We start from the raw sequence: 21,858 nt of genomic DNA, 5'->3' as shown, positions 1-21,858 counted from the left end.
CCCTGTCTTTTAGGAAGATAAGGTACGAATCAGGTTGGCGTAATCTTCTTTGATATCGTGGCTCTCTTCACGGAGTTGGGCAATCTTGCGACAGGCGTGCAGCACAGTCGTATGATCGCGGCCACCAAAGGCATCACCTATTTCCGGCAAGCTCTGGTTGGTCAATTCCTTGGAGAGGGCCATGGCCATCTGTCTGGGACGCGCCACACTGCGTGAGCGGCGCTTGGACAGCATATCAGCCATCTTGATCTTGTAGTATTCGGCCACCGTCTTCTGAATGTTGTCTATAGTGACCAATTTTTCCTGCAGAGCCAAGAGGTCGCGCAGGGCTTCACGCACAAAATCGATGGTAATGGGTCGTCCGGTGAAATTGGCGTTGGCAATCACCCGATTCAGTGCACCTTCCAATTCACGTACGTTAGAACGCAAACGCTTTGCAATAAAGAAGGCGACTTCATCAGGCAGGTTGATGCCACTCTCCTGCGCTTTACGCATCAAAATCGCTACCCGGGTTTCAAGCTCAGGCGGCTCAATGGCAACGGTCAGGCCCCAACCGAAACGGGACTTTAGCCTGTCCTCTACCCCGTCAATTTCTTTCGGATAGCGATCTGACGTCAGAATGATCTGGTGATTGCCTTCCAGCAGCGCGTTAAAGGTATGAAAGAATTCTTCCTGAGATCTGTCTTTGTTGGCAAAAAACTGAATGTCATCAATAAAGAGTGCGTCCACACTGCGGTAGTAACGCTTGAATTCTTCGATAGCATTGTTTTGCAGCGCCTTGACCATATCCTGGACAAACCGCTCGGAATGCATATAAACCACCTTGGCATTGGGTTTATTTTTTATAATGCCATTACCTACTGCATGCAACAGGTGGGTTTTACCCAAGCCTGTACCGCCATACAAAAACAGCGGGTTGTAAGCACCACCGGGATTTTCAGCCACTTGCAATGCTGCGGCCTTTCCAAGTTGGTTTGACTTACCTTCAACAAAGTTGTCGAACTGATAGGTGGGATTAATATTGCTGCGATGGTTGCTAGCTGCTGGTTCAGGCTGGCTGACAAAAGCAGCACCAGGCTTTGGTTGTGACGGTGTCGCCTTCACTGTGGCAATAGGTGCACTGACCTGTGGCTTGGCAGATGGACGGCTGCCAATATCAAAACGCAGCTTGGGGGCGTCGTCGCCCATCTGCTCGGTAAAGAACTGATTGATGGAATTGATGTACTTGTCGCGTACCCAATCGAGTACAAAGCGGTTTGGCGCATAAAGCACCAGGGTATCCCCATCCATTTCGGCCTGTAACGGTCTGATCCACATGCTGAATTGCTGTGCAGAAAGTTCATCCTGCAGCCTGCCGATACACTGTTGCCAAAGTGAAACCGCCACCTGTTCCATCCCCAAAAAGATCTGTCCAAAGGAGGAGTATTCTATCGGGACTCAAGTCGGATCGCTATCCTTAAAATAGATTTATCAACAGGAAGATCCGAAGATCTGAATAACTTGGATCAGTCAAGATCGAATTAGATCTTTTAAATGGGGATAATACAGAAATCCTGCTTTCTAAAGGGATCCACCTTGATCTATAATGCGCGACCTTTGATCGGTTTTACACTGGCTGGATCCACCAGATATTGTGTAGATGCACAGAGTTATCCACATTCTGTAGGGTTCTTTGCCAAGCGATAGAGGAAAAATATTGGCTGTAATGTATCTCTGGTCCGTCAGAGTTCTTGACGAATGGCGTTTAGGTGATTACAATTCGGCCTCTTTTTTATGCCCTTGTCTCTTAATTCAGGAAACTGATGACAGCGTCAAGGAATGTTAACCAGTAAAGACGGATTGCCACCATGAGTAAACGTACTTTTCAACCTAGCAACCTGAAGCGCAAGCGTTCTCACGGCTTCCGCGCTCGTATGGCTACAGCTAACGGCCGCAAGGTACTGGCTCGTCGCCGTGCCAAGGGTCGTGCTCGTCTGTCTGCCTAATCAGGTTGACGTCTAGGTGACTAGCTACACCTTTACGCGGGAGTTACGTTTGTTAACTCCCGCGCAATTTCAAGCTGTTTTCTCCAACCCCATCAAAGCTTCTTCTGCTGAAATCACTTTGCTTGCCATCCCAAACACACAAGAACATCCTCGTGTGGGTTTAACCGTGCCCAAAAAACAGGTTAAACGGGCTCATGACCGTAATAGAGTTAAACGCGTCATCCGAGAACGTTTCAGATTGCAGCAACATGAACTCCCCTCACTGGATATAGTAGTACTGGTGCGCAAAGGGGTAATGGATTTGGATAACGAAGCCCTGCACAAGCTGGTAGACAAGTTATGGCGCAAGCTCAGTCGCCGTTTCAATGGCTAGCCACCAAGCTTATTCGCGGCTATCAAGTCTTTATCAGCCCATTCCTTGGGCCAAAGTGCCGTTTTAACCCCACCTGCTCTCATTACGCCATTGAAGCCATCCAGGTTCACGGAGTTATAAAAGGCAGTTGGTTTGCAATCAAACGCATATTAAAATGTCACCCTTTACATCCGGGCGGCAATGACCCCGTCCCTCCGAAAAAAGACAGGTGTAATAAATAAGGCTATGGAATCACAACGCAATCTATTGCTCATCGGCCTGCTGTTTGTCAGTTTTTTAATCTGGCAACAGTGGGAATCCGACAAGGCACCCAAGCCAGCCACAGAAGTAACTGCGGCGGCCCAAATCCACGATCAGGCTATCAACAGTGACGTTCCAACAGCCGATGCCGGTGTACCAGCCACTGAAGTGACTACCCAGAATCTGATTAGTGTAAAAACTGATCAGCTGGATATACTGATTAATCCAGTTGGTGGTGACATTGTTCATGCTGCATTACTGACCCACAAACTGGAACAAGGTAAAGAAGAGCCATTTGTACTGCTTGATCAGAAAAATGGCTTTACCTATATCGCCCAAAGCGGCTTGATTGGTCGTGATGGTATAGACAGTGCCGCCAGTGGCCGCGCCAACTTCAGCGCCTCATCCCCCGAATTTATCCTTGCCGATGGTCAGGACGTTCTGGAAGTACCACTGACCCTGACCAACAGCAACGGCGTGACTTTTACCAAGGTATTTGTCTTCAAGCGTGGCAAGTTTGATGTGGGCGTGGATTATCGCGTAACCAACAACAGCGCCAATCCGCTGCAATTGCAAATGTACGGCCAGATTAAGCACACCATTGCTGCCAATGAAAGCAGCATGATGATGCCAACATACCGTGGTGCAGCTTTCTCTACCGCAGATGTGCGTTATGAGAAATACAGCTTTGAAGACATGGGTAAAAAAGATCTCGACCAATCCACTTTAGGTGGTTGGGTAGCCATGCTTCAACACTACTTCGTATCAGCCTGGGTACCTGCTGCCTCTGACAAGAACACCCTGTTTTCTTCCGTCAGTGCCGGCGGAATGGCCAACATTGGTTTTAAGAGTGCCGTTCACGATGTAGCCCCCGGGGCAACCGAATCCATTTCAGCCACCTTCTACGTGGGTCCGAAGGATCAGGCTGCTCTTTCTGCATTGTCTGATACGCTCAATCTGGTAGTAGATTATGGCTTCCTTTGGTGGCTTGCCGTACCTATCCACTGGGTGCTGATGTTCTTCCAAAGCCTGGTGCACAACTGGGGTATGGCCATCATTCTGGTTACCCTGACAGTGCGTGGTCTCCTGTACCCGCTAACCAAGGCCCAGTATGTGTCCATGGCCAAGATGCGCAATCTGCAGCCCAAGTTGCAGGATCTGAAGGACCGCTTTGGTGATGACCGTCAGAAGATGGGTCAGGCCATGATGGAACTGTACAAGAAGGAAAAAGTTAACCCCATGGGCGGCTGTCTGCCCATCCTGCTGCAGATGCCAATCTTCATCGCCCTGTACTGGGTGCTGCTGGAAAGCGTAGAACTGCGCCATGCACCATTCATGTTATGGATCCACGATTTGTCAGTGCAGGACCCTTACTATGTACTGCCGCTGCTGATGGGTGCCTCCATGTGGATGATGCAAAAGATGCAGCCAATGGCCCCCAACATGGATCCTATGCAACAGAAGATGCTGCAGTGGATGCCGGTAATCTTTACCGTATTCTTCCTGTGGTTCCCGGCAGGTCTGGTACTGTACTGGCTGGTGGGTAACATTGTTGCCATCATCCAACAGAAGATTATTTATGCCTCACTGGAGAAAAAAGGCTTAAAATAAGCCCATTTTTCAGGCGATACACTAAAAAGGCGACCTGAGGTCGCCTTTTTGTTTCCATTTTGAAGTAACCCATTTAAGCGGAAAGACACGTGACGACAGACACCATAGTGGCACAGGCCACCGCGCCCGGTCGGGGCGGCGTAGGCATCATCCGGGTTTCAGGCAAACAGGCAAGCGATGTAGCCAATGCCCTGCTGGGACACCTGCCCAAACCACGCTATGCCGATTTCTGCGATTTCAAAGCCGCCGATGGCAACGTGATTGATCAGGGCATAGCCCTGTTCTTCAAAGGCCCCAATTCCTTTACCGGCGAAGATGTACTGGAACTGCAGGGCCACGGCGGCCAGGTGGTGATGGATATGCTCATTCGCGCCGTGCTCAAGGTCAAAGGGGTGCGCATTGCCCGCCCCGGCGAGTTCAGCGAGCAGGCGTTTATGAACGACAAGCTGGATTTGACTCAGGCCGAAGCCATTGCCGATTTGATTGATGCCACCAGCGAACAGGCAGCCAAGAGCGCCCTGCACTCGCTGCAAGGCGAGTTCTCCACTCAGGTGCATACCCTGGTGGACAAAATCACCAACCTGCGTCTGTATGTGGAAGCCGCCATCGATTTTCCCGACGAAGAAGTGGATTTCCTCAGTGACGGCAAAATTGCCGCCGCCCTCTACGCCATTATCGACCAGCTTGATGAAGTGCAGGCCAGCGCCAAGCAAGGCAGCATTATCCGTGAAGGCATGAAGGTGGTGATTGCCGGGCGCCCCAACGCCGGTAAGTCCAGCCTGCTCAACGCTCTGGCAGGGAAAGAGTCAGCGATTGTGACCGACATTGCCGGCACCACCCGCGATGTACTGCGCGAGCACATTCACCTCGACGGCATGCCACTGCACATTATCGATACCGCCGGTCTGCGGGACACCACAGACGAGGTGGAGCGTATTGGTATTGAGCGTGCCTGGAGCGAAATAGCCACTGCCGATCGGGTGCTGTTTATGGTGGATGGTACGGATACCGCTGCAGTTGACCCACACGAGATTTGGCCCGATTTTATCGACCGCCTGCCCAAAGCCATGGGCGTTACCGTGGTGCGTAACAAGGCCGACCTCACGGGTGAAGCTTTAGAAGCCACTGAAGAGCAAGGCTACAGCGTGTATCGGATTTCGGCCAAAACAGGCCTGGGGGTGGATGAGCTAAAGCAGCACCTCAAATCCCTGATGGGTTATCAGAGTAACCTCGAGGGTGGCTTTATCGCCCGTCGACGTCACCTTGAAGCACTGGAGCAAGCCTCTGAGCACCTGCAACTGGGCAAGGTGCAGCTGGAAGTGTATCTGGCGGGAGAACTGCTGGCCGAAGAACTGAGAATGGCGCAGCAGGCGCTTTCAGAAATCACCGGCGAATTTACCTCAGACGATTTGCTGGGCAAGATCTTCAGCTCCTTCTGTATCGGTAAATAATTACAAAGCCCGCTGGCAGTTATCTTCGAACTGACAATAAGCGTATCAGCTACTGTCAGCGGCTTTGTCTGTACTCATCTGCTTCACATACTTAAAATCCGTGCCGCCAATATCTGCATGCAGCGAAACTGCCTGTGCCTGTGCCTGTGCCTGTGCCACACAATTATGCTAAGGCATTTCAATTATTTGAAATATTTCTATATTAACGCCAGCTCACATCAGGCTTTGGGCAACTTGTCGGCCAGCATATTCATCAGATGGCCAATCTTGGGCGAGAGCTGCCGATTATGGGGATACAAGCCCCAAATTCCTTCTTTGGGTTCCTGAAATGGCTTGAGCAGCACCAGCAAGCGGCCGTCACGAATCGCTTCATCCACATAGTAGCCGGGCAGCTGGGCTATCCCCATGCCTGCCAATGCCGCCGCCAGCAGGGTGTTGCCGCTGCTGCAACTGAGGCGCCCTTTCACCTTGAGACTGCGAAGCTTGCCCTCTTCCTGAAAACGCCAAAATGGCAAGCTGCCGAGCAAACATTGATGACGACTGAGCTCCGACAGCGAATGGGGCGCACCATGGCGGCTGATATAGTCCGGCGATGCCACCAGATACTGCACACGCTCGGCCAGCTTACGCGCCATCATAGAGGAATCCGGCAACACCCCGAGGCGAATCGCCAAATCAAAGCCGCCCTGCACCAAATCCAGCTGCTGATTGGTCAGCGCACACTGTACTTCCACCTGCGGAAATTGCTGCATGTACTCGAGCACTATCGGCATCACATATTGCTCGCCGTAGGTAACAGGCGCAGTCATGCGGATAAGCCCTCTTGGCTCGTTTTTAAGGGACGACACAGCCCGCTCAGCTTCATCCAGACCATCGAGCACCTGGCGGCAGTGGCGGTAAAACAGTTGCCCGTCTTCGGTAAGCGACACCTTGCGCGTAGTGCGGTACAAAAGCTTGCTGCCCAGACGCTCTTCAAGCTCGCGCACCTGACGGCTCACCTGCGCGGTACTTATGCCAAGCCGACCGGCAGCAGTGGTAAAGCTTTGCGCCTCGGCCACGGCTACAAATTCACAAATCCCTTCCCAGCGCATGATTATTTCTATCCAGTAAAAGTAATTTACCAATACAGCCGATTATCAATCATCAGCAAAGAAATACAATCAATCCCATCAAGCTTGCCGCAAAGCACTTAGCGCGGCTGTGCCATTCGGGCCAATTGCCCCAAACCGACATATAAGGGAGGAACCCCATGTCAGCATCTTTTATTAAATCCCGCGCCGCCATTGCCTGGGGCCCGGGCCAGCCGTTATCTGTTGAAGAAGTGGATGTGATGTTGCCCAAAGCTGGCGAAGTGCTGGTGCGTATTGTCGCCACCGGTGTGTGCCACACAGATGCCTTTACCCTATCGGGCGATGACCCCGAAGGTGTGTTCCCGGCGATTTTGGGCCACGAAGGCGGCGGCATTGTGGAAATGGTCGGCGAAGGGGTGACCAGCGTTGCGGTGGGCGACCACGTGATCCCGCTGTACACCGCCGAGTGCGGCAAATGTAAGTTCTGCACCTCGGGCAAGACCAATCTGTGCTCGGCAGTGCGCGCCACCCAGGGCAAGGGCCTGATGCCAGACGGCACCACCCGCTTTTATAAAGATGGCGAGCCGATTTATCACTACATGGGCTGCTCTACCTTCAGCGAATACACTGTGCTGCCGGAAATCTCCCTCGCCAAAGTTAACCCCGAAGCGCCGCTGGAAGAAGTGTGTCTGCTGGGCTGCGGTGTCACCACCGGCATGGGCGCTGTGCTTAAAACCGCCAAGGTGAAAAAAGGCGATACAGTGGCCATTTTTGGCCTCGGCGGCATTGGCTTGTCGGCGGTGATAGGCGCCACCATGGCCGGTGCCAGCCGCATCATCGGCATAGATATCAACGACAGCAAGTTTGAACTGGCCAAAAAACTTGGCGCCACCGACTGCATCAACCCCAAAGACTACGACAAGCCGATTCAGGACGTAATTGTTGAAATGACCGACGGCGGCGTGGACTTCTCATTTGAGTGCATCGGCAATGTGAATGTGATGCGAAGCGCGCTGGAGTGTTGCCACAAGGGCTGGGGCGAGTCGGTGATCATTGGCGTAGCGGGCGCAGGACAGGAAATTTCCACCCGTCCATTTCAACTGGTCACCGGCCGGGTGTGGCGCGGCAGTGCCTTTGGCGGCGTGAAAGGACGCTCCGAACTACCGGGCATTGTTGAGCAGTACCTGCGCGGTGAATTTGCCCTGAGTGACTTTATCACCCACACCATGGGGCTGGACGCCATTAACGAAGCGTTCGATCTGATGCACGAAGGCAAAAGCATCCGCAGCGTGATCCATTACGATCGCAAATAAGGAAGGAGCAGCCATGACTCTGGAACTTATCAGTGCCAATCGCAGCTTTGGCGGTTGGCATAAGCAGTACAGCCATCAATCTGCCAGCCTGGATTGCAAAATGCGCTTTGCGATTTTTCTGCCGCCCCAGGCCGAAACCCAAAGCGTGCCAGTGCTTTATTGGTTATCGGGGCTGACCTGCAGCGATGAAAACTTTATGCAGAAGGCCGGTGCCCAGCGCCTGGCCGCTACGCTCGGGCTTGCGATTGTAGCCATGGACACCAGCCCGCGCGGCGACGGCGTAGCCGACGATCCCGATGGAGCCTGGGACTTTGGCCTGGGCGCAGGTTTTTATCTCAATGCCACCCAAGCGCCCTGGAGCCAGCACTACCGCATGTACGATTATGTGGTGAAAGAACTGCCGAAGCTGATTGAAACCAACTTTCCGGTCAGTAACAAGCGCAGCATTGCCGGTCACTCCATGGGCGGTCACGGTGCCCTGACCATAGCACTGAAAAACCCCGGCCGCTACGCCAGCGTGTCGGCATTCAGCCCGATCTGCAATCCATGCCAAAGCCCCTGGGGTCAAAAGGCCTTTGGCAACTATTTGGGGAAAGACAGGGAAAGCTGGCGCGAATACGACAGTTGCGAGTTAATAAGCCGCAGCGCCGACCCTATCCCCATGCTGGTGGATCAGGGTGATGCCGACAGCTTTCTGGAAACAGAACTGATGCCGCAGCGGCTGGTGGATGCAGCCGCCCAGGCGGATTTTCCGTTAAATCTGCGGATGCAGCCGGGCTACGATCACAGCTATTACTTCATCGCCAGCTTTATTGATGAGCACCTGGAATTTCACCACCACTGGTTGACCCGGGGATAGTAAACTCAGCCAGTAAGGGCGCATGATCCGACAATTCTGTTGCAGGTGATTGCGCCTTTTTCAATTCAATACCACGGTAAAACAACCAATCCAACGCAGTCCCTACTCCATGCAAGCGCTCATCCGGCTGAAATTCCACGTTAATTAACCCATAAGATTCAACAAACTGCTTAAGTCTGGCCGTCCTGTCCTGGCCCCAACTATTAAAGTCTCCGCCAAATATAACCGGGCCCTTATGTGCAGCAATTTGGCTGAATAAGTCAGAAAGCTGTGCTTCCCAGTGACTGAGTAACAGATCGAAATTGATCCCATGCAGGTTTATCACCAACAGAGTTTGGCCATTGCTTAACAGATAGTTACTGCTGAGGGCACCTTTGGGGAGCCGTAAAAAAGGTTCACTGGCAAGGCTGCCGCAAACCCAAGCCGCAGCGGCCTTTGCTGCCGTCATCACCCCATAATCAACGTCTTGAAACCGAAAAGCGGTTAAGTTGGCGTACTCAAAACCCGCGCGGGTGACAGCAGAGTGAAAAATTTCAGTTTGTCCAACTTCCTGCAACAGCATCAAATGCCAGTGTTTTCCGCTCGACCAAAGCGCCTCAGGCCAATCACCATCAGCTTGTTTATGGATATTCCACACCAGCACAGAGATCTGGCCATCATGGTCAAGAACGTCAGCAGCGTGCTCTGAGATCAGGCAGTTGTCATTTGACTTGATATAAGGGGTATTCTGCTGAGGCAAGGCGCTGCGTGGAAACACAGGCAGGTTTTCCCGCAGCACGATAATCAGCAAGATGGCAGACAACAGGAAGAACGGTAACGCCCACTTTCGCATTAAGATCATGTAAAGGTATCCATTCCATTGAACAGCACTTGGCTTAGGCCATCCTAACACACCAGTCGGCCATCAGATCCATTTCACCGGCCGCACCTTTGGGCTACCATGACGCCAACCCTTTTCTCATCAACGGACGTAACGATGGCAAAGATAGAAATCCTGATTGGTACTACCCTGGGCGGCAGCGAATATGTAGCCGATGAACTGGCAGCGGTACTGAGCGATGCTGGCCATGAATGCAATACCTATTTGGATCCCTCGCTGGAAGAGTTGGATATCAGCGCCTTGTGGCTGCTGGTATCTGCTACCCACGGCGCAGGCGATCTGCCCGATAATCTACAACCTTTCGCCAAGCAGCTTATGTTGGCGATGCCGGATCTGAACGGGTTGCGCTATGCACTTTGCGCCATTGGTGACTCCAGCTACGACACCTTCTGTGAAGGCCCGGAAGCCCTTGTCGATTTATTAGACGACGCCGGTGCAAAAGCATTTGTGGATAAGATCCGGATCGACGTTCAGGCAGATCCTGTTCCGGAAGAGGCAGCCATTCAGTGGTTACACACCTGGATTGCCAGCCTTTAAGATCGTTCGGTGGATCTTATCCCCATTCACTCACAAGTTAGATCTATCTTATCCACAAATCTTGTTAATTGATAATAAATTTGTGGATAAGATATTATTTAGATCTGATCTACCGTTGCATTACTCACTACCCGATCCACTCGAAGATCCACCCTGTGGATAAAACCCCGATCTATCCCCACCTTTTCTCGCAGTAGATCTCCTACTGATCACAGGATCAAAACGTTACTACCCATTGTTTTAAAAGTAATTTTAGACTTAACCACAGAAAGCAGCGATCCTAATAAGAGATAAATATAAAAAGATCTATATAAAGATCTTAAGATCTATAAGGCGATCCGTTTTGGATCTTGATGATGAAAGAGATCGTTCAACTCTGGCTTTAGCAGTGTTAAAATATGCGGCTCGACTAAGGGTCCTCATTTTCGTTTTAGGGTAGTGTCATGCAATTTCATGAACGGTTTGATGTAATAGTTGTCGGCGGAGGTCATGCCGGTACCGAAGCCGCCTTGGCGGCAGCCCGTATGGGTTGCAAGACACTGCTGCTGACCCATAACGTGGACACACTGGGACAAATGTCTTGTAACCCAGCTATAGGTGGCATTGGTAAAGGCCATCTGGTGAAGGAAATTGACGCTCTTGGTGGTGCGATGGCGATCGCAACCGATTTCTCCGGGATCCAGTTCCGTACTCTCAATTCCAGCAAAGGCCCGGCTGTACGTGCTACCCGTGCTCAGGCAGACAGAGCACTGTACAAAGCCAAGATCTTGAATATGCTGCAATTGCAGCCAAACCTGCGTATTTTCCAGCAGGCGGTAGACGATCTTGTGGTAGAGAACGGCCGTGTTGTGGGTGCCATTACCCAAATGGGTCTGGCCTTTGAAGCGCCAGCTGTTGTGCTGACGGCAGGAACCTTCCTGGGTGGCAAAATTCACATTGGTTTGGAAAACTACAGTGGTGGCCGCGCCGGCGATCAGCCTGCCATTGCCCTCGCCCATCGATTACGGGAACTGCCACTGCGCGTGGGTCGCTTAAAAACCGGCACCCCACCGCGTATTGATGCCCGTACCATTGATTTTTCGGCCATGACTGAGCAGAAAGGCGACTCGCCACTGCCGGTGATGTCGTTTATCGGTGACGTGAGCCAACATCCACAGCAGATCTCCTGCTACATCACCCATACCAATGAGCAAACCCACGACATCATTCGTGGCGGTCTCGATCGCAGCCCCATGTATTCCGGGGTCATTGAGGGTATTGGACCTCGTTATTGCCCATCCATCGAAGATAAAATTCATCGTTTTGCCGACAAGAATTCTCACCAGATCTTTATCGAGCCAGAAGGCCTGACCACCACAGAAATTTACCCCAACGGCATTTCCACCAGCCTGCCGTTTGATGTGCAGATCAATCTTGTTCGCTCTATCCGTGGTATGGAAAATGCCGAAATCGTGCGTCCCGGATATGCCATCGAATACGATTATTTTGATCCACGCGATTTGAAAAACTCGCTGGAAACCAAAGTGATAAATGGTTTGTTCTTTGCCGGACAGATCAATGGCACCACGGGTTACGAAGAAGCCGGTGCTCAGGGCCTGCTTGCGGGCATGAATGCCGCGCTACAGGTGCAGGGCAAAGAAGCCTGGGCACCCAAGCGCGATCAGGCTTATTTGGGTGTACTGGTGGACGATCTGTCGACCCTGGGAACCAAAGAGCCATACCGCATGTTCACCAGCCGCGCCGAATACCGCCTGCTGCTGCGTGAAGACAATGCTGATCTGCGTTTGACCGAAAAAGGCCGTGAACTTGGCCTGGTAGATGATTTCCGTTGGCAGAAATTCAACGAGAAGCGTGATTCCATCGAGGCTGAGCAGCAGCGGTTGCGCGGTCAGTGGGTTCATGTGAATTCACCTCAGGTGGCTGAGCTTAATGAAGTGCTCAGTGCCCCCTTGACCCGAGAAGCGTCTCTCGAAGATCTGTTGCGCCGTCCGGAGATGGACTATGAATCGTTGATGCAGATTGAGGGATTTGGGCCTGGGTTGACCGATCCTTTGGCTGCTGAGCAGGTGCAAATCCAGGTGAAATACGCCGGTTACATCCAGCGTCAGCAGGATGAAATTGCCAAGGCCGAGCGCAACGAAAACACCCGTTTGCCACTGGATTTGGATTACAGCGAAGTGCCGGGTCTGTCTAACGAGGTAACTGCCAAGCTGAACAACCACAAGCCAGAAACGATTGGCCAGGCTTCACGTATTTCCGGTGTAACACCAGCGGCCATTTCAATCTTGCTGGTGCACCTCAAAAAACGCGGCCTGCTCAGAAAGAGTGCTTGAGTCGCTCGAAGCTGAATCAAAGGGAAGGCACTGCCCTTCCCTTCACTTTTTCTGCCCTTCATAATAGCCCCATCAAACGTGGCATTAACGGAGTATCATCCAGTGTTAGCCGATAAACTCAGCCGGGATCTGGCTAAAGCCGGTCTTGAAATCAGTGCCGACCAGCAAACTAAACTGCTGGCCTTTGTGGCGCTGCTGGACAAGTGGAACAAGGCTTATAACCTGACCTCAGTAAGAGAACCGGGGCAGATGTTGACCCGCCACATCCTCGACAGCCTGGTAGTGTCCCCCCATTTGAATGGCGATCGTTTTATCGATGTCGGCACAGGCCCAGGTTTGCCGGGCATTCCGCTGGCCATTATCAACCCTGACAAAGAATTTGTGCTGCTCGACAGCCTGGGCAAGCGTATTCGCTTCCAAAAGCAGGTTGCACTGGAGTTAGGGCTGAAAAACATCAGTTCTGTTGAGAGCCGTGTTGAGTTGTACCAGCCGGAGCAAGGTTTTGACGGGGTATTGAGCCGCGCCTTTGCCTCTGTGGGGGATATGCTCAACTGGTGCCATCATCTGCCTGCCGAGCATGGCAGTTTTTATGCGCTCAAAGGTCAGCTCAGTGATGAAGAGATGGCCGGGATCCCCGAAGGTTTCGTGTTAACAGACACAGTCCGCCTGGAAGTGCCGGGTCTGGATGAGCAGCGCCATCTGCTGAAATTGGTTAAAGCGTGAGTCTGCGCCTTGCAATTGGGCGCAACATCAAGCAACTTGTGCAAGGCACTGTGCCTGGAATGAACGACACAACGACAACAGGGTGAGATTGTGGGGAAAGTAATTGCCGTAGCCAACCAAAAAGGTGGCGTAGGAAAAACAACTACTTGCATTAATCTGGCAGCCTCACTGGCTGCGACCAGACGCAAGGTCCTGCTGGTTGATCTTGATCCCCAGGGCAACGCCACCATGGGTAGCGGTGTTGATAAGTATGAAACTGAAAATACCGCCTATGAACTGCTTGTGGAAGAAAAGTCCTTCGATGAAGTGGTGATCCGCGATACTCAGGGTAAGTATGACCTCATTGCCGCCAACGGTGATGTGACTGCCGCCGAAATAAAACTGATGGAATTTTTCGCCCGTGAAGTGCGTCTTCGCAACGCCTTGGCCCCCATTCGTGATCAGTATGATTTTATCTTTATCGACTGTCCTCCGTCCCTGAATATGCTGACCGTGAACGCCATGTCCGCTGCCGACTCTGTGTTGGTGCCCATGCAGTGTGAGTACTTTGCACTGGAAGGCCTCACTGCTCTTATCGATACCATAGGTAAGCTGGCCTCAATGGTTAATCCGGGGCTTGGCATCGAAGGAATTTTGCGTACCATGTACGACCCTCGCAATCGGTTGGCCAACGATGTGTCCGATCAGCTCAAGCAGCATTTTGGCGAGAAAGTTTACCGCACTGTGATCCCCCGTAATATTCGTTTGGCCGAGGCCCCCAGTTTTGGTGCCCCTGCCATGTACTACGACAAATCCAGTGCCGGCGCCAAGGCCTACCTGGCCCTGGCGGGAGAGATTATTCGCCGGGGTGAGCAAACCCAGGCAAAAAAGCAGGCGTAAGGATTAGCAATGACTTTGAAAAAACGGGGCTTGGGTAAGGGACTGGATGCACTGCTGAGCACCAGCCATGCCGCCAGTAAGAAGCTGGAACTGGCGGCCGAGCGCAGTGAAAAACAGGATGATTTGGTGCATCTGGATGTGGATTTACTGCAACCGGGTAAGTACCAGCCCCGTAAAGACATGTCGCCGGAGGCGCTGGAAGAGTTGGCTGAGTCCATTCGTGCTCAGGGCATCATTCAGCCCATAGTGGTACGTAAAATCGCCGAGCAAAAGTATGAAATTATCGCCGGTGAGCGCCGCTGGCGTGCTTCCCAACTGGCGAAGCTCGAGAAAGTGCCTTGTATTATTAAGCAAGTACCTGACGAATCAGCCGTGGCCATCGCCCTGATTGAAAACATTCAGCGCGAAGATTTGAATGCCATGGAGGAGGCGATTGCGTTGCAACGCCTGCTGGAAGAATTTGAACTCACCCACCAGCAGGTGGCGGATGCTGTGGGCAAATCGCGCACCACAGTTACTAACCTGCTGCGTCTCAATAGTCTCAACGAACCCGTCAAGCGCTTGCTTGAATACGGCGATATAGACATGGGTCATGCCCGTGCGCTGCTCGCCGTAGAGGGTGAAGAACAGACAAATCTGGCAAGATTAGTTGCCGCTAAAGAGCTCACCGTTCGCGAAACTGAACGATTAATTAATAGAAGCTTAAATCCCCCCAAAGAAGCTGAAAAAGCCGTCAAAGATCACGATGTGAACCGTCTTGAGCAGCAGTTGATTGATAAGCTCGGTGCCAAGGTGTCGATAAATCATGGCAGTAAAGGCAAGGGTAAAATTGTAATTAACTACCAAAATCTTGCTGAATTAGACGGGATTCTCAGCAAAATCCGCTGAATTAATGCAGTTAACAGATTTTCATGTAAATTTGTGACGAATGTTAATCTTTGCATTTTGAATCATTGGTCGTAGAACCGCTGAAAAGTGGCGATTTTACGCATCTCTAAGTTGCATTGAAGGCCCGAAAAGGTATACTTTCGCAAGCTTTTTGTACTGTGACTTTTTACGGCATTTTGTTGTCCGGTCACCGAAACAAAAAGTCCGAATGCGGAGAATGATAATTGAGCAAGGTTTTGGCGCGTCGTGGCCGGTGGTCAGCCTATAAATTGGTGTTGATGCAGGCGGCGGTAGCCGGAGGTGCATCGGTTCTCTTCTTCGTCGTATGGGGAGCGCAATACGGTATATCGGCTTTAGCCGGTACGCTGATAGCTGTGCTCCCTAATTTTGTATTCGCAACCCTCGCTTTTTCCCATTCGGGAGCAAGTGCATCAGGGAAGGTTCTGAAAACCTTCTACTGGGGGGAAGCGGTAAAGTTGCTGTTAACCATTGCGCTGTTTTCGCTGGTGTTTATCAAACTTAAGGTCGTCTTTATGCCGCTTTTCGTTTGTTATGCCCTGGCACTGCTGGTGCATTGGACAGCGCCTTTATACTTCAAGCAAAAGTAAAGTGGGATGAATCATGGCTGCAACTGGTGAAGCGTTAACACCGCAGGGCTATATCCAGCATCACCTGACCAACCTTTCCGTTGGTGAAGGATTCTGGACATGGCATATTGATTCGTTGCTCTTTTCGGTTGGTCTTGGTGTTCTGTTCCTGTGGATTTTCCGCAGCGTTGGCAAAAAGGCAACGACGGGCGTTCCCGGCAAGCTTCAGTGCTTTGTCGAGATGATTGTCGAGTTCGTTGACAACAGCGTGAAAGAAACCTTCCACGGTCGCAATGCTCTGATCGCTCCTCTCGCTCTGACCATCTTCGTTTGGGTTTTCATGATGAACTTCATGGACATGGTGCCAGTTGACTGGCTGCCACACACTGCAGCTCTGCTGGGTGTGCCTTACCTGAAAGTGGTTCCGACGACTGACCTGAACATCACCTTCAGCCTCGCGCTGGGTGTGTTCTTGCTGATTATTTACTACAGCATCAAGGTCAAGGGAGTGTCTGGTTTTGTGAAGGAACTGACACTGCAGCCCTTTAACCACTGGGCAATGATACCCGTCAACCTCCTGCTGGAATCAGTTACCCTGATCGCCAAGCCAATCTCATTGGCTCTGCGTCTATTCGGTAACCTGTATGCGGGTGAGTTGATCTTCATCCTTATTGCGCTGATGTATGGTGCCAACTGGGCAATTGCCTCCCTGGGTGTAACTCTGCAACTGGGTTGGTTGATTTTCCACATTCTGGTTATCACGCTGCAAGCGTTTATCTTCATGATGCTGACAATTGTTTACCTCAGCATGGCTCATGAAGATCATTAAGGATTGCTGAAGAAATTTTTTAACTAAATCATCAACTAATTTAGATTTAGATACTGGAGATACAGATGGAAACTATTCTGGGCTTTACTGCAATCGCTGTTGCTCTGCTGATTGGTATGGGTGCACTGGGTACCGCTATCGGTTTCGGTCTTCTGGGTGGTAAGTTCCTGGAAGGCGCTGCTCGTCAACCAGAAATGGCTCCTATGCTGCAGGTTAAGATGTTCATCGTGGCTGGTCTGCTCGACGCCGTAACCATGATCGGTGTGGGTATTGCTCTGTACATGCTGTTCACCAACCCACTGGGCGCAATGCTGTAATAAAACCGCTTCTGTCTTAACTCATAATAGGAGGCTGTTGTGAATATCAACGCTACCCTAATCGGTCAGACGGTCGCCTTTATTATCTTCGTGTGGTTCTGCATGAAGTATGTATGGCCCCCTTTGATGAATGCCATCGAAGAGCGCCAGAAGAGGATTGCTGACGGTCTTGCCAATGCTGACCGCGCGGCAAAAGACCTGGAGCTCGCTCAGGCCAAGGCCACCGAGCAGCTCAAAGAAGCCAAAGCTACAGCCAATGAAATCATCGAGTCTGCCAATAAGCGCAAGGCTCAGATCGTTGAAGAAGCAAAAGCCGAGGCTGATGCTGAGCGTGCACGTATCATCGCTCAGGGTAAAGCTGAAATTGAAGCTGAACGCAATCGCGTGAAAGAGGAACTGCGCAAGCAGGTTGCAACTCTGGCCCTTGTGGGTGCTGAGAAGATCCTCGAACGTTCGATTGATGCAGCCGCACACAGTGACATAGTTGAAAAGCTGGTCGCTGAAATTTGATAAGGGAGAAGGGGTATGGCTGAGTTAACCACCATTGCTCGCCCTTATGCAAAGGCAGCTTTTGATTTTGCCGTTGAAAAACAGGCCGTGGATAGCTGGGCAGAAATGCTCGGTTTTGCTGCAGTGGTAACTGAAAATGAAACCATGCGCCCACTGCTCGCTGGCTCTATGGCCAGTAGCCAGCTCGCCAAACTCTTTATTGATGTTTGTGGTGAGCAGCTCAACGAGCACGGTCAAAACCTGATCAAGGTGATGGCTGAAAACGGTCGTTTGGAAGTACTGCCTGCTGTGGCTCAGCTGTTTGCTGAGTACCGTCTGGAATGGGCCAAGGAAATTCAAGCTGACGTGGTATCTGCCACCGAGCTTTCCGAAGCACAACAACAGCAGATTAGTGTTTCCCTTGAGAAACGTCTCGCACGCAAAGTTAAGCTGAATTGCAGCGTGGATGCCGGCCTGATCGCCGGTGTAATTATCAAGGCAGGGGACCTCGTAATCGATGGTTCTGTCAGCGGCAAGCTGGCCCGTCTGTCTGATAAGCTGCAATCGTAATTGGGAGTTTGAGCATGCAACTGAATTCCACTGAAATCAGCGATCTGATTAAGCAGCGGATCGAGCAGTTCGACGTAGTAAGCGAAGCCCGTAACGAAGGTACTATCGTTGCGGTGAGCGATGGCATCATCCGCGTACACGGCCTGGCCGATGTAATGCAGGGTGAAATGATCGAACTGCCTGGTAACCGTTATGCAATCGCCTTGAACCTCGAGCGCGATTCTGTAGGTGCCGTAGTAATGGGTCCTTATGCCGATCTGGCTGAGGGCGTAAAAGTTAAAACCACTGGTCGTATTCTGGAAGTTCCAGTTGGCCGTGGCCTGCTGGGCCGTGTGGTTAACACTCTGGGTGAGCCTATCGACGGCAAAGGCCCCATCGACAATGATGGTTTCGCGCCTGTTGAAGTAATCGCTCCTGGTGTAATTGACCGTAAGTCAGTTTCCCAGCCTGTACAGACTGGTTATAAAGCCGTTGACTCCATGATCCCAATCGGTCGTGGCCAGCGTGAGCTGATCATCGGTGACCGTCAGACTGGTAAGACTGCGATGGCTATCGACGCCATCATCAACCAGCGTGATTCCGGCATCAAGTGTGTGTACGTTGCAGTAGGCCAGAAGGCTTCTACTATCGCCAACGTAGTACGCAAGCTGGAAGAGCACGGTGCTCTGGCCAACACCATTGTAGTGGTAGCTTCCGCTTCTGAAGCCGCTGCCCTGCAGTTCCTGGCACCATACTCTGGTTGTACCATGGGTGAATACTTCCGTGACCGCGGTGAAGATGCCCTGATCGTATACGATGACCTGTCCAAGCAGGCCGTTGCTTACCGTCAGATCTCCCTGCTGCTGCGTCGTCCACCAGGACGTGAAGCTTACCCAGGTGACGTATTCTATTTGCACTCTCGTCTGCTGGAACGTGCTTCCCGCGTGAACGAAGAGTACGTTGAGAAGTTCACCGCCGGTGCTGTGACTGGTAAGACTGGTTCTTTGACCGCTCTGCCAATCATTGAAACTCAGGCTGGTGACGTATCTGCGTTCGTACCAACCAACGTAATTTCGATTACCGATGGTCAGATCTTCCTGGAAACCAACCTGTTTAACTCTGGCCTGCGTCCAGCGGTTAACCCAGGTATTTCGGTATCCCGTGTAGGTGGTGCCGCCCAGACCAAGATCATTAAGAAACTGTCCGGTGGTATCCGTACCGCGCTGGCACAGTATCGTGAGCTTGCTGCGTTCTCCCAGTTTGCATCTGACCTTGACGATGCAACTCGTGCTCAGCTGGAGCACGGTGAGCGTGTTACCGAACTGATGAAGCAGAAGCAATATGCCCCAATGAGCGTAGCCGAACAGGCCGTAGTGATCTTCGCTGCGGAAAAAGGCTTCCTGAAGGGTATTGCTCTGAAGAAGATCGGTGACTTCGAAGCCGCTCTGCTCGCATTCATGAACTCCGAGCATGCCAACCTGATGAAGCTTATCAACGATAGCGGCGACTACAATGCCGAAATCGAAACTGAGCTGAAGGCTGGTCTCGACAAGTTCGTGGCAACCCAAACCTGGTAAAAATCGTCGAGGTGTCTTAAGGCACCTCAGGTCCAGATTGGAGAGTAGAGATGGCCGGCGCAAAAGAGATTAAAACCAAGATCGCGAGTGTGAAAAACACTCAGAAGATCACGTCCGCCATGGAAATGGTGGCAGCCAGCAAAATGCGCAGAGCGCAGGACCGCATGACTGCCAGCCGTCCATACGCGGAAAGCATGCGTAAGGTGATCGGTCACGTTGCCCAGGGTTCTCTTGAATACAAACACCCCTATTTAGAGGTGAGAGAAGCCAAGCGGGTCGGCTACATCGTTGTAGCGTCTGACCGCGGCCTTTGTGGTGGTCTGAACGTCAACCTCTTTAAAAAGGTTGTTTCAGACGTGAAAAGCTGGAAAGAGAAAGGTGCTGAGGTAGAGTTCTGCCCCATCGGCGCCCGCTCTGTTCAGTTCTTCAAAGCTTTTGGCGGAATGGTATCAGCCCACGCCTCAGGCCTCGGTGATGCGCCAAAGCTCACCGACCTGATCGGGACTGTTGGCGTGATGCTGCAGGCTTACAACGAAGGCAAACTGGATCGTCTGTATGTGGTATTCAACAAGTTTGTGAACACCATGACCCAGACGCCCGTGATCGAGCAGCTGCTGCCTTTGCCTAAATCCGAAGATGATGACGTTGATCATCACTGGGACTACATCTACGAGCAGGATCCGAAAGACCTTCTGGATACTCTGCTGGTGCGTTATGTGGAATCCCAGGTGTATCAGGGTGTTGTGGAAAATATCGCGTCTGAACAAGCCGCCCGTATGGTGGCAATGAAGGCTGCGACTGACAACGCCGGTACGCTGATCGATGACCTGCAACTGGTATATAACAAGGCCCGTCAGGCTGCGATTACGCAGGAACTGTCGGAAATTGTTTCCGGTGCCGCAGCGGTTTAAGGCTTAGGTAACGAATACAAGTTTTAGAGGATTAATCATGAGCACAGGTACTGTTGTCCAAGTAATTGGCGCGGTTGTGGACGTTGAGTTTCCACAGCAATCCGTACCTCAGGTATATGACGCTCTGAAGATCACAGGTGAAGGTACCTGTAACGGTCTGGTGCTGGAAGTTCAGCAGCAGCTCGGTGGCGGTGTGGTTCGTACCATCGCCATGGGTTCTTCTGACGGTCTGCGTCGTGGTATCGAGGTTGAAAACACTGGTTCAGCTATTGCCGTTCCTGTTGGTAAGGCCACTCTGGGCCGTATCATGAACGTGCTGGGCGAGCCTGTGGATGAAGCGGGTCCTATCGGTGAAGATGAGCGTTATGTTATTCACCGTGAAGCTCCTTCCTATGAAGAGCAGTCAAATACAACTGAACTGCTGGAAACCGGTATCAAGGTAATCGACCTGGTTTGTCCATTCGCCAAGGGTGGTAAAGTAGGTCTGTTCGGTGGTGCGGGCGTTGGTAAGACAGTTAACATGATGGAACTGATCAACAACATCGCCAAGGCTCACTCTGGTCTGTCAGTATTCGCTGGTGTAGGTGAGCGTACCCGTGAAGGTAACGACTTCTACTACGAAATGATGGAATCAGGTGTACTGGACAAGGTAGCCATGGTGTACGGTCAGATGAACGAGCCACCAGGAAACCGTCTGCGTGTGGCCCTGACCGGTCTGACCATGGCTGAGAAGTTCCGTGACGAGGGTAAAGACGTACTGTTGTTCGTAGACAACATCTACCGTTACACCCTGGCCGGTACCGAAGTATCAGCACTGCTGGGCCGTATGCCATCAGCCGTAGGTTATCAGCCTACTCTGGCTGAGGAGATGGGCGTTCTGCAGGAGCGTATTACTTCTACCAAGACTGGTTCTATCACCTCCGTACAGGCGGTATACGTACCAGCGGACGACTTGACCGACCCAAGCCCAGCTACCACCTTCGCCCACTTGGATGCGACCGTGGTACTGTCTCGTCAAATTGCTTCTCTGGGTATCTACCCAGCGGTTGACCCACTGGATTCCACCTCTCGTCAGTTGGATCCACAAGTAGTAGGTCAAGAGCACTATGACGTGGCTAACGGCGTTCAAAACGTACTGCAGCGTTACAAAGAACTGAAAGACATCATCGCTATTCTGGGTATGGACGAACTGTCAGATGACGACAAGATGACCGTATCCCGTGCACGTAAGATTGAGCGTTTCCTGTCTCAGCCTTTCCACGTAGCGGAAGTGTTTACCGGTTCTCCAGGTAAGTACGTGCCTCTGAAAGACACAATCCGTGGCTTCAAGGGCATTCTGGATGGTGAGTTCGACCACGTTCCAGAACAAGCGTTCTACATGGTTGGCTCTGTCGACGAAGCCGTTGAGAAAGCCAACAAGAAGTAATTCGGGCCCTGCCTGAGTCTTAAATGGAGAA

At 51.7% G+C, this 21,858-nt stretch carries 23 protein-coding genes; 20 read left to right on the top strand and 3 right to left on the bottom strand.

Annotated elements, in window-relative coordinates:
- Nucleotides 1-9: 9 nt before the first annotated feature.
- Entirely contained in the window at nt 10-1,386 is a 1,377-nt protein-coding gene (gene dnaA / locus ABYK60_RS04770; RefSeq protein WP_372870784.1) for a chromosomal replication initiator protein DnaA, read from the bottom strand.
- A gap of 461 nt (nt 1,387-1,847) precedes the next feature.
- Here dnaA and rpmH point away from each other — a divergent pair, with 461 nt between their 5' ends.
- The 5 genes from rpmH (at nt 1,848) to mnmE (ending at nt 5,660) form a co-directional block, all read left to right on the top strand.
- Nucleotides 1,848-1,985 (top strand): 50S ribosomal protein L34, encoded by a 138-nt coding sequence (gene rpmH / locus ABYK60_RS04765; protein WP_011758135.1) that lies wholly within the window; start codon nt 1,848-1,850, stop codon nt 1,983-1,985.
- 16 nt (nt 1,986-2,001) lie between these two features.
- On the top strand, nt 2,002-2,358 hold the full coding sequence (gene rnpA, locus ABYK60_RS04760) for a ribonuclease P protein component (RefSeq protein ID WP_372870783.1): 357 nt from the start codon (nt 2,002-2,004) through the stop codon (nt 2,356-2,358).
- Nucleotides 2,325-2,579 (top strand): membrane protein insertion efficiency factor YidD, encoded by a 255-nt coding sequence (gene yidD, locus ABYK60_RS04755; protein WP_372870782.1) that lies wholly within the window; start codon nt 2,325-2,327, stop codon nt 2,577-2,579. Before rnpA ends, yidD begins: the two co-directional genes overlap by 34 nt.
- A 4-nt stretch (nt 2,580-2,583) precedes the next feature.
- Nucleotides 2,584-4,209, top strand: a complete 1,626-nt coding sequence (gene yidC / locus ABYK60_RS04750; RefSeq protein WP_372870781.1) for a membrane protein insertase YidC — start codon at nt 2,584-2,586, stop codon at nt 4,207-4,209.
- An 89-nt stretch (nt 4,210-4,298) separates the two neighbouring features.
- A complete protein-coding gene (gene mnmE / locus ABYK60_RS04745) occupies nt 4,299-5,660 on the top strand; it encodes a tRNA uridine-5-carboxymethylaminomethyl(34) synthesis GTPase MnmE (protein ID WP_372870780.1) in 1,362 nt (453 codons plus the stop codon).
- A gap of 218 nt (nt 5,661-5,878) precedes the next feature.
- Here the strand turns inward: mnmE and ABYK60_RS04740 are convergent, their stop codons facing one another.
- Nucleotides 5,879-6,754 carry a LysR substrate-binding domain-containing protein gene (locus tag ABYK60_RS04740; protein ID WP_372870823.1) on the bottom strand — a complete coding sequence of 292 codons (876 nt, stop codon included), beginning with the start codon at nt 6,752-6,754 and terminating at the stop codon, nt 5,879-5,881.
- A gap of 155 nt (nt 6,755-6,909) precedes the next feature.
- Here ABYK60_RS04740 and ABYK60_RS04735 point away from each other — a divergent pair, with 155 nt between their 5' ends.
- Together ABYK60_RS04735 and fghA are read left to right on the top strand one after the other, a co-directional pair.
- A complete protein-coding gene (locus ABYK60_RS04735) occupies nt 6,910-8,043 on the top strand; it encodes an S-(hydroxymethyl)glutathione dehydrogenase/class III alcohol dehydrogenase (RefSeq protein ID WP_011758127.1) in 1,134 nt (377 codons plus the stop codon).
- A gap of 13 nt (nt 8,044-8,056) precedes the next feature.
- On the top strand, nt 8,057-8,902 hold the full coding sequence (gene fghA / locus ABYK60_RS04730; RefSeq protein WP_372870779.1) for an S-formylglutathione hydrolase: 846 nt from the start codon (nt 8,057-8,059) through the stop codon (nt 8,900-8,902).
- Here fghA and ABYK60_RS04725 read toward each other — a convergent pair.
- Nucleotides 8,853-9,743: an endonuclease/exonuclease/phosphatase family protein gene (locus ABYK60_RS04725; RefSeq protein WP_372870778.1), complete on the bottom strand. Its 891-nt coding sequence runs from the start codon at nt 9,741-9,743 to the stop codon at nt 8,853-8,855. The two genes, fghA and ABYK60_RS04725, sit on opposite strands and share 50 nt — an antisense overlap.
- 135 nt (nt 9,744-9,878) lie before the next feature.
- Between ABYK60_RS04725 and mioC the strand changes: the two genes are divergently transcribed.
- From mioC to atpD, 13 genes are all read left to right on the top strand, one after another.
- Nucleotides 9,879-10,319 carry an FMN-binding protein MioC gene (mioC, locus tag ABYK60_RS04720; protein WP_372870777.1) on the top strand — a complete coding sequence of 147 codons (441 nt, stop codon included), beginning with the start codon at nt 9,879-9,881 and terminating at the stop codon, nt 10,317-10,319.
- Nucleotides 10,320-10,762: 443 nt separating this feature from the next.
- The gene (gene mnmG / locus ABYK60_RS04715; protein ID WP_372870776.1) at nt 10,763-12,652 is read left to right on the top strand and encodes a tRNA uridine-5-carboxymethylaminomethyl(34) synthesis enzyme MnmG; all 1,890 of its coding nucleotides are present in this window, start codon (nt 10,763-10,765) and stop codon (nt 12,650-12,652) included.
- Nucleotides 12,653-12,754: 102 nt separating this feature from the next.
- Complete coding sequence (rsmG, locus tag ABYK60_RS04710; protein ID WP_372870775.1) at nt 12,755-13,375, top strand: 16S rRNA (guanine(527)-N(7))-methyltransferase RsmG; 621 nt, start codon at nt 12,755-12,757, stop codon at nt 13,373-13,375.
- A gap of 90 nt (nt 13,376-13,465) precedes the next feature.
- Nucleotides 13,466-14,254 (top strand): ParA family protein, encoded by a 789-nt coding sequence (locus tag ABYK60_RS04705; RefSeq protein ID WP_372870774.1) that lies wholly within the window; start codon nt 13,466-13,468, stop codon nt 14,252-14,254.
- Nucleotides 14,255-14,263: 9 nt separating this feature from the next.
- A complete protein-coding gene (locus ABYK60_RS04700) occupies nt 14,264-15,142 on the top strand; it encodes a ParB/RepB/Spo0J family partition protein (protein WP_372870773.1) in 879 nt (292 codons plus the stop codon).
- Between the two features lie 224 nt (nt 15,143-15,366).
- Complete coding sequence (locus ABYK60_RS04695) at nt 15,367-15,750, top strand: ATP synthase subunit I (protein ID WP_372870772.1); 384 nt, start codon at nt 15,367-15,369, stop codon at nt 15,748-15,750.
- A 13-nt stretch (nt 15,751-15,763) separates the two neighbouring features.
- Nucleotides 15,764-16,558, top strand: a complete 795-nt coding sequence (gene atpB, locus ABYK60_RS04690) for a F0F1 ATP synthase subunit A (protein ID WP_372870771.1) — start codon at nt 15,764-15,766, stop codon at nt 16,556-16,558.
- Between the two features lie 65 nt (nt 16,559-16,623).
- Complete coding sequence (gene atpE, locus ABYK60_RS04685) at nt 16,624-16,875, top strand: F0F1 ATP synthase subunit C (RefSeq protein ID WP_011761755.1); 252 nt, start codon at nt 16,624-16,626, stop codon at nt 16,873-16,875.
- 39 nt (nt 16,876-16,914) lie between these two features.
- Complete coding sequence (atpF, locus tag ABYK60_RS04680; RefSeq protein WP_126168845.1) at nt 16,915-17,385, top strand: F0F1 ATP synthase subunit B; 471 nt, start codon at nt 16,915-16,917, stop codon at nt 17,383-17,385.
- Nucleotides 17,386-17,400: 15 nt separating this feature from the next.
- Nucleotides 17,401-17,934 (top strand): F0F1 ATP synthase subunit delta, encoded by a 534-nt coding sequence (atpH, locus tag ABYK60_RS04675; protein ID WP_372870770.1) that lies wholly within the window; start codon nt 17,401-17,403, stop codon nt 17,932-17,934.
- Nucleotides 17,935-17,948: 14 nt separating this feature from the next.
- Nucleotides 17,949-19,490 (top strand): F0F1 ATP synthase subunit alpha, encoded by a 1,542-nt coding sequence (gene atpA / locus ABYK60_RS04670; protein ID WP_372870769.1) that lies wholly within the window; start codon nt 17,949-17,951, stop codon nt 19,488-19,490.
- Between the two features lie 50 nt (nt 19,491-19,540).
- Nucleotides 19,541-20,401: a F0F1 ATP synthase subunit gamma gene (gene atpG / locus ABYK60_RS04665; protein WP_372870768.1), complete on the top strand. Its 861-nt coding sequence runs from the start codon at nt 19,541-19,543 to the stop codon at nt 20,399-20,401.
- Between the two features lie 37 nt (nt 20,402-20,438).
- The gene (gene atpD / locus ABYK60_RS04660; protein WP_372870767.1) at nt 20,439-21,827 is read left to right on the top strand and encodes a F0F1 ATP synthase subunit beta; all 1,389 of its coding nucleotides are present in this window, start codon (nt 20,439-20,441) and stop codon (nt 21,825-21,827) included.
- Nucleotides 21,828-21,858 lie beyond the last annotated feature (31 nt).

The sequence above is a fragment of the Shewanella sp. genome (genome assembly GCF_041630135.1).
Lineage (GTDB): Bacteria > Pseudomonadota > Gammaproteobacteria > Enterobacterales > Shewanellaceae > Shewanella.
This window is presented reverse-complemented; position numbering and strand designations above follow the sequence as displayed.

Excerpts from the sequence above, each read along its gene's own strand:
- fghA (WP_372870779.1), top strand. The coding sequence starts at position 8,057 with ATGACTCTGGAACTTATCAGTGCCAATCGCAGCTTTGGCGGTTGGCAT.
- ABYK60_RS04735 (WP_011758127.1), top strand. The coding sequence starts at position 6,910 with ATGTCAGCATCTTTTATTAAATCCCGCGCCGCCATTGCCTGGGGCCCG.
- atpE (WP_011761755.1), top strand. The coding sequence starts at position 16,624 with ATGGAAACTATTCTGGGCTTTACTGCAATCGCTGTTGCTCTGCTGATT.
- atpH (WP_372870770.1), top strand. The coding sequence starts at position 17,401 with ATGGCTGAGTTAACCACCATTGCTCGCCCTTATGCAAAGGCAGCTTTT.
- ABYK60_RS04725 (WP_372870778.1), bottom strand. The coding sequence starts at position 9,743 with ATGATCTTAATGCGAAAGTGGGCGTTACCGTTCTTCCTGTTGTCTGCC.
- atpA (WP_372870769.1), top strand. The coding sequence starts at position 17,949 with ATGCAACTGAATTCCACTGAAATCAGCGATCTGATTAAGCAGCGGATC.
- atpD (WP_372870767.1), top strand. The coding sequence starts at position 20,439 with ATGAGCACAGGTACTGTTGTCCAAGTAATTGGCGCGGTTGTGGACGTT.
- yidD (WP_372870782.1), top strand. The coding sequence starts at position 2,325 with ATGGCGCAAGCTCAGTCGCCGTTTCAATGGCTAGCCACCAAGCTTATT.
- rpmH (WP_011758135.1), top strand. The coding sequence starts at position 1,848 with ATGAGTAAACGTACTTTTCAACCTAGCAACCTGAAGCGCAAGCGTTCT.
- atpG (WP_372870768.1), top strand. The coding sequence starts at position 19,541 with ATGGCCGGCGCAAAAGAGATTAAAACCAAGATCGCGAGTGTGAAAAAC.
- atpB (WP_372870771.1), top strand. The coding sequence starts at position 15,764 with ATGGCTGCAACTGGTGAAGCGTTAACACCGCAGGGCTATATCCAGCAT.
- mnmG (WP_372870776.1), top strand. The coding sequence starts at position 10,763 with ATGCAATTTCATGAACGGTTTGATGTAATAGTTGTCGGCGGAGGTCAT.
- mioC (WP_372870777.1), top strand. The coding sequence starts at position 9,879 with ATGGCAAAGATAGAAATCCTGATTGGTACTACCCTGGGCGGCAGCGAA.
- ABYK60_RS04700 (WP_372870773.1), top strand. The coding sequence starts at position 14,264 with ATGACTTTGAAAAAACGGGGCTTGGGTAAGGGACTGGATGCACTGCTG.
- yidC (WP_372870781.1), top strand. The coding sequence starts at position 2,584 with ATGGAATCACAACGCAATCTATTGCTCATCGGCCTGCTGTTTGTCAGT.